At 30.3% G+C, this 12,435-nt stretch carries 13 protein-coding genes and 1 pseudogene; all 14 read left to right on the top strand.

Annotation, left to right across the window (positions count from 1 at the left end; genetic code table 11):
• Nucleotides 1-508 (top strand): annotated as a pseudogene (locus AJ936_RS01420) (motility associated factor glycosyltransferase family protein); the annotation flags it as partial.
• A complete protein-coding gene (gene legB, locus AJ936_RS01415; protein WP_070273978.1) occupies nucleotides 505-1,476 on the top strand; it encodes a 4,6-dehydratase LegB in 972 nt (323 codons plus the stop codon). The pseudogene AJ936_RS01420 and the gene legB, both read left to right, overlap by 4 nt.
• Nucleotides 1,469-2,623, top strand: a complete 1,155-nt coding sequence (gene legC / locus AJ936_RS01410) for an aminotransferase LegC (protein WP_070273977.1) — start codon at nucleotides 1,469-1,471, stop codon at nucleotides 2,621-2,623. The genes legB and legC overlap by 8 nt, the downstream gene beginning before the upstream one ends.
• Before the next feature lie 113 nt (nucleotides 2,624-2,736).
• Entirely contained in the window at nucleotides 2,737-3,357 is a 621-nt protein-coding gene (locus tag AJ936_RS01405) for an acetyltransferase (protein ID WP_141080066.1), read from the top strand.
• Nucleotides 3,354-4,115: a 3-hydroxyacyl-CoA dehydrogenase NAD-binding domain-containing protein gene (locus tag AJ936_RS09865; protein WP_079861667.1), complete on the top strand. Its 762-nt coding sequence runs from the start codon at nucleotides 3,354-3,356 to the stop codon at nucleotides 4,113-4,115. The genes AJ936_RS01405 and AJ936_RS09865 overlap by 4 nt, the downstream gene beginning before the upstream one ends.
• A gap of 65 nt (nucleotides 4,116-4,180) precedes the next feature.
• Nucleotides 4,181-5,302: an N-acetyl sugar amidotransferase gene (locus tag AJ936_RS01390; RefSeq protein ID WP_070273976.1), complete on the top strand. Its 1,122-nt coding sequence runs from the start codon at nucleotides 4,181-4,183 to the stop codon at nucleotides 5,300-5,302.
• Nucleotides 5,303-5,319: 17 nt separating this feature from the next.
• The gene (locus AJ936_RS01385; RefSeq protein WP_070273975.1) at nucleotides 5,320-5,994 is read left to right on the top strand and encodes a methyltransferase domain-containing protein; all 675 of its coding nucleotides are present in this window, start codon (nucleotides 5,320-5,322) and stop codon (nucleotides 5,992-5,994) included.
• A gap of 39 nt (nucleotides 5,995-6,033) precedes the next feature.
• Nucleotides 6,034-7,038: a N,N'-diacetyllegionaminate synthase gene (gene legI, locus AJ936_RS01380; protein WP_070273974.1), complete on the top strand. Its 1,005-nt coding sequence runs from the start codon at nucleotides 6,034-6,036 to the stop codon at nucleotides 7,036-7,038.
• A complete protein-coding gene (legG, locus tag AJ936_RS01375) occupies nucleotides 7,031-8,185 on the top strand; it encodes a GDP-N,N'-diacetylbacillosamine 2-epimerase (hydrolyzing) (protein ID WP_070273973.1) in 1,155 nt (384 codons plus the stop codon). Before legI ends, legG begins: the two co-directional genes overlap by 8 nt.
• 8 nt (nucleotides 8,186-8,193) lie before the next feature.
• The gene (locus AJ936_RS01370; protein ID WP_070273972.1) at nucleotides 8,194-9,219 is read left to right on the top strand and encodes a nucleotidyltransferase family protein; all 1,026 of its coding nucleotides are present in this window, start codon (nucleotides 8,194-8,196) and stop codon (nucleotides 9,217-9,219) included.
• Nucleotides 9,216-10,121, top strand: a complete 906-nt coding sequence (gene ptmF, locus AJ936_RS01365) for an L-glutamine-D-fructose-6-phosphate isomerase subunit (protein WP_070273971.1) — start codon at nucleotides 9,216-9,218, stop codon at nucleotides 10,119-10,121. Before AJ936_RS01370 ends, ptmF begins: the two co-directional genes overlap by 4 nt.
• Nucleotides 10,114-10,821, top strand: a complete 708-nt coding sequence (gene legF, locus AJ936_RS01360; protein ID WP_070273970.1) for a CMP-N,N'-diacetyllegionaminic acid synthase — start codon at nucleotides 10,114-10,116, stop codon at nucleotides 10,819-10,821. Before ptmF ends, legF begins: the two co-directional genes overlap by 8 nt.
• A complete protein-coding gene (ptmA, locus tag AJ936_RS01355) occupies nucleotides 10,821-11,591 on the top strand; it encodes a flagellin modification protein PtmA (protein WP_070273969.1) in 771 nt (256 codons plus the stop codon). The genes legF and ptmA overlap by 1 nt, the downstream gene beginning before the upstream one ends.
• Nucleotides 11,591-12,435, top strand: an 845-nt coding sequence (locus AJ936_RS01350) for a 6-hydroxymethylpterin diphosphokinase MptE-like protein (protein WP_148123992.1), incomplete at its 3' end; no start/stop codon positions are given. The genes ptmA and AJ936_RS01350, both read left to right, overlap by 1 nt.

Below are 12,435 nucleotides of genomic sequence, written 5' to 3'. Positions count from 1 at the left end.
TTTAGATAAACCTTTTGAAAAATTAGAACCTTTAAGTTTAAATAAACAAAATGAGTTTTTACTTAAGGCTTATTATAAAGTTTATCAAAGTATTAAACATTGTAGAGATTTTAGTAAAATACTCAGCAATGATTTTGAAAATATACAAAGTATATATTTGAGTTTAAATGAAAAAGAAGAATATTTAAATTTAGCTATTGAAAAAATAGATGAGTTTAAAAACAAACTTGAAGATATAAAACAAATGCAAGATTTGTATGAAATTTTAGGTCCTTTACTGACACAATTTGAACTTAATCTTGCTAGAATTTATGTTTTAAATCCTAAAACCAAAGAAGATGTTTTTAATAAAAGTGTTCTTTGGATAAAAGAACACTTAGAATTTATGGAATTAGTTTATGGACATATCAAAGCACAAGAAAGTGCTTTGATAAAAAATATACTTCCTTTAGAAGAAAAACTTAAAGAAAGAAAATTAGATAAATGGATGGAAAGGGTAAGAAGGTGAAAAATATCTTAGTTACAGGCGCTGATGGTTTTATAGGTTCCCATCTTTGCGAAAGTTTGGTCAAAAAAGGTTTTAAAGTCAGAGCTTTAAGTCAGTATAATTCTTTTAATTTTTGGGGACATTTAGAAAAAAGTCCTTTTTTAAAAGACATGGAAGTTATAAGTGGAGATTTAAGAGACAGTTTTTTTTGCGAAAAAATCACCAAAAACATAGATGCGATCTTTCATCTTGGTGCCTTAATCGCCATCCCCTACTCCTACGTAGCCCCACAAAGTTATGTGGATACCAATGTCAATGGCACTTTAAATATGCTCGAAGCAGCTAAAAAAAACGAAATTTCGCATTTTATCCACACCTCAACAAGCGAAGTTTATGGCACGGCCTTTTATGTGCCTATCGATGAAAAACACCCTTTGCAACCTCAAAGCCCTTATTCTGCAAGCAAAATCGCTGCAGATATGATGGCGCTGAGTTATTATAATTCTTTTAATTTAAATGTCAATATCGCACGCCCTTTTAACACCTATGGGCCAAGACAAAGCGCAAGAGCCATCATACCTACCATCATCACGCAAATTTTAAGCGGAGCAAAGGAAATCAAACTAGGAGATTTAAGCCCTAAAAGGGATTTAAATTTTGTGCTAGATACTTGCGAGGGTTTTATCTCTCTTTTAAATTTAAAACATTTTGGAGAAGTTTATAATATAGGCTCAGGAGTGGAATACTCCATGCAAGAAGTACTTGATCTCATACAAAAAATTTTAGATTCTAAGGTAAAAATCATCCAAGATGAACAAAGATTGCGTCCTAAAAATAGCGAAGTTTTTAGACTTTGTTGCGATGCAAACAAATTTAAAAAAGCTACAAATTGGCAAAGCAAAATAAGCTTAGAAGAAGGTTTAAGACAAAGCATAGAGTATTTTAAAGAAAATTTAGAAAATTATAAAAGTGAGCTTTATAATGTTTGAAAAAGAAATTTCTTTTATAAAAAGTCTTTTTAATAAAGAAAATATCGCCCTACATGAGCCTTGCTTTATAGGCAATGAGAAAAAATATCTCTTAGAGTGTATTGACAGTGGCTTTGTTTCAAGCGTGGGAGAATTTGTAACGCGTTTTGAAGAAGCTTTAAAAGAAAAAACCAAAGCACGCTTTGTCATCGCTACAAATACAGGTACAGCAGCCATTCATATCGCTTTACTAGCTAATGGTATCGATGAAAACTGCGAAGTCATCACTCAAAGCATAAGCTTTGTCGCCACGGCCAATGCTATCGCTTATACAGGTGCAAAGCCAGTTTTTTTAGATATAGATGAAAACACTCTAAGTTTAAGTCCTAAGGCTTTAGAGCATTTTTTAGAAAATCAAACTTATCAAAAAAATGGTTTTAGCTATAACAAAACCACACACAAACCCATCAAAGCTTGTGTTATCATGCACACCTTTGGTTTAAGCGCTCATATAAAAGCCATTAAAGAGCTTTGTGAAAAATACCATATCCTTTTAATCGAAGATGCTGCAGAAGCCTTAGGAAGCACTTATGAAAACAAAGCCTTAGGCACTTTTGGAAAGTGTGGAATTTTAAGCTTTAATGGCAATAAAATCATTACAGGCGGATGCGGTGGAGCGATATTAAGCGAAGATGAAAATTTAGCCAAGCTTGCAAGACACCTTAGCACTACAGCTAAAATCCCCCATCTTTACGAATACGATCATGATAGGATAGCTTATAATTACCGCCTTTGCAATATAAACGCAGCGATCCTACTTGCAGGACTTGAAAATTTGGAACTTTTTTTAGAAAATAAAAGAGAACTTGCTAAAATTTACAAGGATTTTTTTAAAAATCACGATAAATGTAAATTTATCGATGAAAAAAGCAATGAAAAAAGCAATTTTTGGCTCAATACCTTGCTTTTTAAGGATGAGAATTTAAGAAATATCTTTTTAGAAGAATGCTTGAAAAATAATATTTTCGTCCGTCCTGTATGGAAAAGCTTACCAAGTTTAAAAGCTTTTCAAAACTGTCAAAGCGATGAGCTTATAAACACTAAAAAATTAGAAAAACGCTTGGTTAATTTACCTAGTAGCGTTAGAATAGCAAATAAAAAGGAATGATGCATTGCAAAATTTAATTCAAAGCATTAAAAAAATTTTAATAAGAAAAAATATGAGAGTAGCGGAGGGGGGGGGGGATTTAAAAATTTAACTTCTTCTTTTAGGAGAAGTGCGTGAAAAATGTCATCATTATAGGAGCGGGTGGCTTTGCTAGAGAGCTTTATTCTTATTTAAAAGATGCAAATTACGAAATTATAGGCTATATCGATATACAAGAAAATAATTTTTTTGACTTAAAATATCTAGGTAATGAAGATAATTTCGATAAAAAATTGATTCAAAAAGCATCTTTTGCCTTAGGTGTAGGACAAATCAATTTAAGAAAAAAAATCCTTTTAAAACTTTCAAAAAAATCGTGTAATTTTATCACTTTTATACATCCTCAATCTTTTGTTTCAAAAGAAGCTAAAATAGGACAAGGGGTTATAGTGTGTCCTTTTGTAACCATTAATGCTAATTCAAATATAGGAGATTTTGTGCTTTGTAATATTTATTCAAGCATAGCTCATGATTGCAAGGTAGGAGAAGGAAGTATTTTAAGCCCTTATGCTACACTCAATGGAAATTCAAGTATAGGAAAAAATTGTTTTTTAGCTACTAGAGTTAGCCTGTTGCCTTGCGTAAACTTAGAAGATAACTGCATAGTAAGCGCAGGTAGTATTATTAGTAAAAACTACACATCCAATCAACTTATTTTTCATAAAAATATAATTAAAACAAGGAAAAAACAATGAAAGAAATTAATATCATAGGCTTTGGTTTAATGGGTAGGCAAATAAGTGCTTTATTTTATTTATTGGGTTATGAAATAGGTGTTTATAATAAAAGCAAGCCCAATATATACGAATTTGAAAAACAAATAAAACTTCTACAAAGAAAAATAGATTTTTCTAATTTTAACGCCGGAAAAATAAACATTTACCAACATATAGAAGATCTTAAAAATAGCTTGACTATAGAAAGCTTAAATGAAGATTTAAATTTAAAAAAAGAAATCATACAAATTCTTAGAGACAATAATAATATAGTTTTTTCAAATTCAAGTTCTTTGGGTATAGATGATTTAAACTGCGATTTTATACATTTTTTCAATCCTATTTATATCAAATTAATAGAACTTTGTGGTTCTAATTTAGAACGATTTACCCCATTGAAAGATCTTAAAAAATTAGGATTTCATATCATTCGCAGTAAAGGCAATCGAGGAGCTTTAGCAAATTTACTTTTGTTCAATGAAATTTCATCGTTTTTTAAAATTATAGAAAAATACAATTACAATTTCAAAGAATGTCAAACAGTTTATGATTTGCTTTATGAAAAAAGAAATTTGTTAAATATTATCGACACTATAGGCATAGAACTTTGTGATAAAATTTGTAAGAATTTAAAAGAAGAAGATGAAAATTTTTACCATCCAAAAATCTTTAAAAAGGCCTTAGAAAAAGGAATTTTAGGTAGAAAAAATAAAACAAAAATAAGTGATATTTTATAAAATAAGTAAATATTAATTTAATATTTTATATAATCTAATCTTTTTATTAAATTGAAGGGGTGGAAATGATTTATTGTGATCACTGCGTGATGCCAAATACTAGACCTGGTATTAATTTTACAAAAGATAAAGAAGGTAAAAATATCTGTTCAGCTTGTATCAATCATAAAAATAAAGAAAATATTGATTATAAAGCAAGATTTAAAGAACTCGAAATCTTATGTGATAAATACCGTAGAATGAATGGAAAATTTGAATATGATTGTGCTATTGCTGTGAGTGGAGGTAAAGATTCGCATTTTCAAGTGCATATCATGAAAGAAAAACTTGGAATGAATCCTATTCTTTTTAGTGTTGAAGATAATTTCACTATGACTAAAGCAGGTAAGAAAAATCTTAAAAATTTAAGTGAAACTTTTGGTTGTCATATTATTAGCTTAAAACCTGACATCAAAACTCAAAAAAAAGTTATGCTAAAAACCTTTGAAAAATATGGAAAACCTACTTGGTTTATCGATAGGTTGATTTACAGCTATCCTTTTGCTATGGCTTTAAAATTTAATACACCTTTATTGGTTTATGGAGAAAATGTGAGTTATGAGTATGGGGGCGTGGACTTTAAAGAAACCTATAGCGCTAAAGAAATATTTTTAAATGGTGTAGCTAGTGATTTGGATATAAATGAATTTATAGATGATGAAATCAAAGAAGAAAATTTGCAACTCTTTTTCAATCTAAGCAAAGATAAGCTTGATAAACTTGACCCTATTTATCTAAGTTATTTTGTGAAATGGAATTCTTATAGCAATTATATTTTTGCTAAAAGTCGTGGTTTTAACGATCTAGAAGGCGAATGGGATAGAACAATGTGTGCAGAAAATTTTGATCAAGTTGATAGTATAGGTTATATCCTACATGCTTGGATGAAATACCCTAAATTTGGTCACGCTTGTGCGAGTGATTACGCAGCTCGTTTCGTGCGATATGGACTTTTAAGTAGAAAAGAAGCTATTGAACTTGTACAAAAAAGAGATCATAAGCTTGACAATAAATGTGTTGAAGATTTTTGCAACTTTATAGGCATTAGTAAAACTACATTTTGGAAAATAATAGAAAAACACTATAATATGGATTTATTTTATAAAAATGATTTTGGAGAATTTAAATTAAAAAACAAATTACAATAAAAATATAAAGGAAAAAAATGCAAAACTCATTAGAAGCTTATACAATGAAATATAATGAAAATGGATACGGATTACTTTTTCCAGATGGTCATGTAGTACGTTTTTATGAAAGAATTTTAAAATACAAACTAAATAAAATAAATGGAAATTTACTTGATTTTGGTTGTGGCAATGGCGTACATTCGGCGTATTTCCAAAGCAAAGGGTTCAAAACCTTCGGAATAGATATAGTTCCAAGTTTAAAAGAAATTTGGGAGCAAAATATTAGGGGGGGGGGATATTGTAAAATTATAGAACCAAATTCTAGCATCAAAGGACTTTTTGATGAAAATATGGATATTATCTTTGCAAATCAAAGTCTTTACTACATACCCCTAAAAGAACTTAAACAAAATATTTTAGAATTTTACGAACTTTTAAACACAGGTGGAATACTTTTTGCTACAATGATGAGCAAGAAAAATTATTATTTTTCCCACAGTCAAAAAGAAGAAAAAAATGGCTTGAGTAAAGTTGAAATTAATGGAAGATTAAATGAAACAAGCTTTATACATTTCATGGATAAAGCCGAAGATCTAGAAAATCTTTTTCAACCTTTTGAAACTTTATTTCTAGGAGATTATGATCCTATTAATTTTTATAATTTTGAAGGATCAGCACACCATTATATTTATATAGGTATTAAAAAATAAATTTTTGCCTTTATTTTAAGGCAAAATAAAGGCAAAACTATGAAAAAAACTTTAATCATCGCAGAAGCAGGAGTCAATCACAATGGCGATTTAAATTTAGCTAAAAAGTTAATAGAAATCGCAGCTAACTCAGGGGCTGATTTTGTTAAATTTCAAAGTTTTAAAGCCAAAAACTGTATCAGCACAAAGGCTAAAAAAGCACCCTATCAGCTTAAAACCACAGCCAAGGATGAGAGCCAAGTTCAAATGGTGCAAAAACTTGAACTCGATCTTAAAGCTCATAAAGAACTTATCTTACACGCAAAAAAATGCAATATCACCTTTCTTTCTACTCCTTTTGATCTTGAAAGCGTAGATCTTTTAGATGAGTTAGGTTTAAAAATCTTTAAAATTCCAAGCGGAGAAATTACCAATCTACCCTATCTTAAAAAAATTGCAAAGCTTAATAAAAAAATCATACTTTCAACAGGTATGGCAAATTTAGGCGAGATAGAAGAAGCTTTAAATGTACTTTGCAAAAACGGTACTAAACGCCAAAATATCACTCTTTTACACTGCACTACAGAATACCCTGCCCCTTTTGACGAGGTCAATCTTAAAGCCATGCAAAGCTTAAAAGATGCTTTTAAACTTGATGTGGGTTATTCTGATCACACTCAAGGCATACACATCTCCCTAGCTGCGGTTGCCTTAGGAGCTTGTGTGATAGAAAAGCATTTTACTCTAGACAAAAATATGTCAGGGCCTGATCATAAAGCAAGCCTAGAACCTCATGAACTAAAAACGCTTTGCACTCAAATAAGACAAATACAAAAGGCTATGGGTGATGGCATAAAAAAAGCAAGTAAAAGCGAACAAAAAAATATCAACATAGTAAGAAAAAGTTTAGTGGCCAAAAAAGACATCAAAAAAGGAGAAATTTTTAGCGAAGGAAATCTTACTACCAAACGCCCCGCAAATGGTATAAGTGCTATGAGATATGAAGAGTTTTTGGGTAAGATTGCTACTAAAAACTACAAAGAAGATGAGCTTATCCGTGAGTAAAAGAAAAATTTGTATAGTCAGTGCAACAAGGGCTGAATGGTATCTTTTAAGAAATTTATGTCATGAAATTCAAAACGATAAAGATTTAAGCCTTCAAATCATCGCTACAGGAGCGCATTTAAGCCCTGAGTTTGGACTCACTTATAAAGAAATAGAAAAAGAATTTAAAATCACTAAGAAAATTCCTATCCTACTTGCAAATGATGATAAAATAAGCCTTTGTAAAAGTATGAGTTTAGCTTTTAGTGCTTTTAGTGATGCTTTTGAAGACTTAAAACCTGATATGGTGGTCATTTTAGGCGATCGTTATGAAATGCTTAGCGTAGCAAGTGTATGTCTATTGATGCACATACCTTTAGTGCATTTATGTGGCGGGGAGCTTACTTTAGGGGCTATTGATGATAGTATAAGACACAGCATTTCAAAAATGTCACATTTACATTTTGTAAGTCATGAAATTTATAAAAAAAGGCTTTTGCAACTTGGAGAAGAAGAAAAAAGGGTTTTTAATATAGGTTCTTTAGCTTCTACTATCATAAAAAATATGAATTTTTTAAACAAAAAAGATTTAGAAAAAGCCTTAGAAATGAAACTAGATAAAGAACTTTACTTAATCACCTATCATCCTTTAACCTTAAATATAAAAAATACTCAAAAAGAGATTAAAATCTTGCTTAAAAAACTTGATACCCTTAAAAACTCAAGTTTGATTTTTACCAAAGCAAATGCTGATGAAAATGGACTTTTAATCAATGAAATTTTGCAAAATTACTGCCAAAAAAACTCACACAAGGCTAAACTTTTTGACAATCTTGGCTCACAAAAATACCTAAGTCTTATGAAAATAGCCAAGGCCATGATAGGCAATTCTTCAAGTGGTATTAGCGAAAGTCCCTTTTTTAAAACTCCTTGTATTAATATAGGCGATAGACAAAAAGGACGTTTAAGAACTCAAAATATCATTGATTGTGAAATTAATGATCTTGATCAAGCTTTTGAAAAATTAGAAAGCAAAGAATTTAAACAAAATTTAAAAAATTGTAAAAACCCTTATGATAATGATAAAAATCCCAATAAAATCATAAAAACTTGCCTAAAAAATGTAAATTTAGATACAATTTTACATAAAAATTTCATCGATTTATAAGGCTTAGCGTGGATATAAACAAACTCAAACTCACCCCTAATTCAAGCATAGAAGAAGCTTTAAAAATAGTCGGAAAAGAACGCGTTAGACTAGGCATTATAGTGGATAAAAAGGATAAATTTTTAGGAGTCATTAGCGATTCAAACATCAGAAAAGCTTTAATTGATGGCAAAGCTTTAAAAGATAGTATTAAAGATATTTACACTAAAAATCCCATCACCATAAAAGAAAACACAAGCAAAGAAGAACTTTTAAAAATTTCTGCTAAAACCGATATTTATGACTTTCCTGTTTTAGATGAAAAAGGGCAAATTCTTTTCATAAAATCTATCTCATCACTTTTAAAAGCCAATCCAAACTCCATTATCATCATGGCTGGAGGCTTAGGCTCTCGCTTAAAAGAGCTGACTAAAGATACTCCAAAACCTATGTTAAAAGTAGGCAAAAAACCCATTTTAGAAAGCATAGTCCAAAGACTTAAAAATCAAAATTTTGAAAATTTTATCTTTTGTGTGAATTATAAAAAACAAATCATAGAAGATTATTTTCAAAAAGGGCAAAAATTTGGGGTTAAAATCTCTTATGTTAAAGAACGTAAAAAACTAGGCACAGCAGGGGCTTTAAGCCTTATAAAACAAGAATTTAAAGAAAGTTTTATCGTTATGAATGCAGACATTTTAACCGAGCTTGATTTTAATGATCTTTTAAAAGCGCATAAAAAATCAAAAGCTTTAATGAGCGTTTGCGTGCGTGAGTTTGAGCAACAAATTCCTTATGGAGTTATCACTCAAAAGCAAGGTTTTATAGAAAATATAGAAGAAAAACCTACTCAAAAATTTCTAGTAAGTGCAGGAATTTATGTACTTGAAAATGAAATTTTAAATTTAATTACTAAAAACGAATACCTAGACATGCCCGAACTCATCAAACTCGCTCTACAAAAAGGCAAGGTAAATACCTATATCATCAATGATTATTGGATCGACATTGGAAGGCCAGATGAGTTTTTAAAAGCCAATGAGGATTTTAAATGAAAGTCTTAATCATAGGCTTTGGAAGCATAGGAAAAAAGCATTTTTTAGCCTTAAAAAATTTAAAGTATGAAGTAAGTTTGCTTTCTTTAAGTGCTAAAAAAGAAGAGTTTGAAAAAACTCCAATTTATCACTCTTTGAAAGAATGTGATTTAAATGAATTTGATCTTTTTATCATCGCAAATATCACCACAGAGCATTTTAACACCTTAAAAACTTTAAATGAGCTTGTAAAAGATAAAATCATACTCGTAGAAAAACCTTTATTTGAAAAGGTGCAAAATTTCACAAGCTCAAAAAATCACATTTATGTGGCGTATTTACTACGTTTTCATCCTGTGATTGTGGCTTTAAAAAAACTTTTAAAAGGTGAAAAAATTTATTTTGCTAGTTTGGTTTGCAATTCTTATTTGCCCCATTGGAGGGCTTTAGACTACAAGCAAAATTACAGCGCTAAAAAAGAGCTAGGTGGTGGGGTTTTACTCGATCTTTCCCATGAAATCGATCTAGCCTTTTTTCTTTTTGGAAACTTAGAGCTTATATACTCCCAAAATGCTAAAATTTCAGAGCTTGACATAACAAGCGATGATTTTGCCTTTTTGGCTTTAAAAAATTCACAAGAAGCTAAAATTCATATAGAATTAGACTATTTTTCTAAATTTAACAAAAGAGAAATTACCATCCACACTTTAGAAAAAAGCTTTAAAGCCGATTTAATAAACAATAAAATCGAAATTTATCACAAAGATCAAAGTCAAAAAATCTTAAATTTTGAAAACGATACGATAAAAACCCTTCAAAATTTACATCAAGCAATCCTTGAAAAAGATAAAGAACTTTGCGATCTTAAGCAAGCTTTAAAAGTACTTGAAGTTTGTGATGAAGTAAGGAAAAAAAATGGCTGAAATTTTATGCACCATTTGTGCTAGAGGTGGAAGTAAAGGCGTTAAAAACAAAAATATTAGAAAGATTAACGAACTTGAAATGATAGCTTATAGCATCATACAAGCTCAAAATTCAAAACTTTTTAAACACATAGTCATAAGCACCGATAGCGATGAAATCGCAAGTGTAGCTCAAAAATACGGTGCTGAAGTTTTTTTTAAAAGAGAAGCCCATCTTGCCAATGATCAGGCCGCAAAACTTCCTGTCATGCGTGATGCTTTGCTAAGAAGTGAAGAGCATTTTAAAACGCGTTTTGAAACTCTCATAGACTTAGACGCTTCAGCCCCGCTTCGCTCAAGCCTTGATATAAAAAAAGCTTATGAGAGTTTTGTTAAAAATGATAATTCCAATCTCATTACCGCAGTTCCAGCTAGACGCAATCCTTATTTTAACCTCGTAGAAATACAAAATAACAAGGTGGTAAAATCCAAAGAAGGAAATTTTACCATCCGCCAAAGCGCCCCAAAATGCTACGATATGAACGCTAGTATTTATATCTTTAAAAGGGATTATCTTTTAGAAAATGATAGTATTTTTGGAGAAAAAACAGGGCTTTTTGTGATGGATGAAAGCACGGCTTTTGATATCGATAGCGAACTTGATTTTAAAATCGTAGAGTTTTTAATCTCTTTAAAAAATTTATCTCCAAAGGATTTTTAATGCTTGAAAATAAAATCATCTTTGTAGCAGGAGCTTGTGGACGCATAGGCAAGGCACTTTGCAAAAAAATACTTCTTAATAAAGGCACAGTCATACTTGCAGATATTAACAAAGAACGCTTAAAAGAACTGCGAGAAAATTTAGAAACAAATTTTAAAACAAAACTTTTAAGCTTAGAACTTGACATCACCAAACAAGAAAGTTTGCAAACTGCCCTTGAAAAAAGTCATGCAAGATACGGTAAAATCGATGCTTTTGTCAATTCAAGTTATCCTTTTGGTAAAGATTGGGGTAAAACGCCTTATTATGAACTCAAATACGAACAAATTTGTGAAAGTTTAAATTTACATTTAGCAGGTTTTATGCTGGCAGCTCAAGAATTTGTGAAATTTTTTAAAAAACAAGGCCATGGCAATATCATCAATCTTAGCTCCATCATGGGAGTTTATGCGCCAAAATTTGAAAACTATGAGGGCACTTCTATGCAAAGCTCTTTAGAATATAGCGTGATAAAAGCAGGGATTAACCACATGGGTGCTTGGCTAGCCAAAGAGCTTTTTAATCAAAACATACGTGTTAATACCCTAGCAAGTGGGGGGATTTTAGACAATCAAAACGAACTTTTTTTAAAAGCTTATAGAAAATGTTGTGCGAGTAAAGGCATGTTAGATGCAGATGATATATGTGGAACTTTGGTATTTTTACTTAGCGATGAGAGTAAATTTATCACAGGGCAAACTTTAGTAGTAGATGATGGATGGGGATTATGATGACCTTCACCCCTACCCAAAAAGAACTCTTTAATAAAAACATTGAAGCTTTAGGTAATATTCTTTTAAAAGAAAGTTTAAAAGAAATCAAGTCTAGTAAATTTGAACTTATCTTAGGTAAAGATAATCTTGATATCAATCTAAAAGATACAAGTGATAATACTTTTCTTTATGAAAATGTTATTGATGAATTAAACACTATGCTAAACACTTATAATGATAAATACCTACTTTATCCTGTATTGTATTTTTATGGTTTTGGAAATGGAATTTTATTTAAAGCTTTATTACAAAATAAAAATCATCAACATATTATTGTTTTTGAAAAAGATATAGAAATCATTTGGGTCATGTTTCATATCTTAGATTTTTCAAATGAATTGCAAAATTCAAGATTGATGATTTTAGAAACTAGTTCTTTAAATATAGAATTTTTTTCTAATTTTTGTTCTAACAAACCTTTCTTTCAATTTTCTAGAATTTATTTTTTAGAACTGATGAGTAATTATTATGAAAGATTTCATGAGGATGTTTTGGAGTTAAATAAAAAGCTAGTGCAGCATTTTAAAGATTCTATTATTTCTCATGGTAATGATCCCCTTGATGCTCTTCAAGGCATAGAGCAATTTGTTTATAATCTTCCTCAAATGATCACTCATCCTAGTTATAAAGAATTACTTTCTAAAAGAAAGAATTTAAGTGATACAACTATCATTGTTTCTACAGGACCCTCTCTTACTAAACAACTTCCTTTGTTAAAAAAATATGCTAATAAAGCTACAATTTTTTGCGCAGATTCTTCTTATCCTATTTTAGCTAAGCATAATATTAAGCCTGATTATGT

It is taken from the genome of Campylobacter sp. BCW_6877 (assembly GCF_001762445.1).
Lineage (GTDB): Bacteria > Campylobacterota > Campylobacteria > Campylobacterales > Campylobacteraceae > Campylobacter_D > Campylobacter_D jejuni.
The sequence above is the reverse complement of the archived record's forward strand: the minus strand, read 5'-3'. Positions and strand labels throughout refer to the sequence as shown.

Excerpts from the sequence above, each read along its gene's own strand:
- legC (WP_070273977.1), top strand. The coding sequence starts at position 1,469 with ATGTTTGAAAAAGAAATTTCTTTTATAAAAAGTCTTTTTAATAAAGAA.
- AJ936_RS09865 (WP_079861667.1), top strand. The coding sequence starts at position 3,354 with ATGAAAGAAATTAATATCATAGGCTTTGGTTTAATGGGTAGGCAAATA.
- AJ936_RS01390 (WP_070273976.1), top strand. The coding sequence starts at position 4,181 with ATGATTTATTGTGATCACTGCGTGATGCCAAATACTAGACCTGGTATT.
- AJ936_RS01385 (WP_070273975.1), top strand. The coding sequence starts at position 5,320 with ATGCAAAACTCATTAGAAGCTTATACAATGAAATATAATGAAAATGGA.
- legI (WP_070273974.1), top strand. The coding sequence starts at position 6,034 with ATGAAAAAAACTTTAATCATCGCAGAAGCAGGAGTCAATCACAATGGC.
- ptmF (WP_070273971.1), top strand. The coding sequence starts at position 9,216 with ATGAAAGTCTTAATCATAGGCTTTGGAAGCATAGGAAAAAAGCATTTT.
- legF (WP_070273970.1), top strand. The coding sequence starts at position 10,114 with ATGGCTGAAATTTTATGCACCATTTGTGCTAGAGGTGGAAGTAAAGGC.
- ptmA (WP_070273969.1), top strand. The coding sequence starts at position 10,821 with ATGCTTGAAAATAAAATCATCTTTGTAGCAGGAGCTTGTGGACGCATA.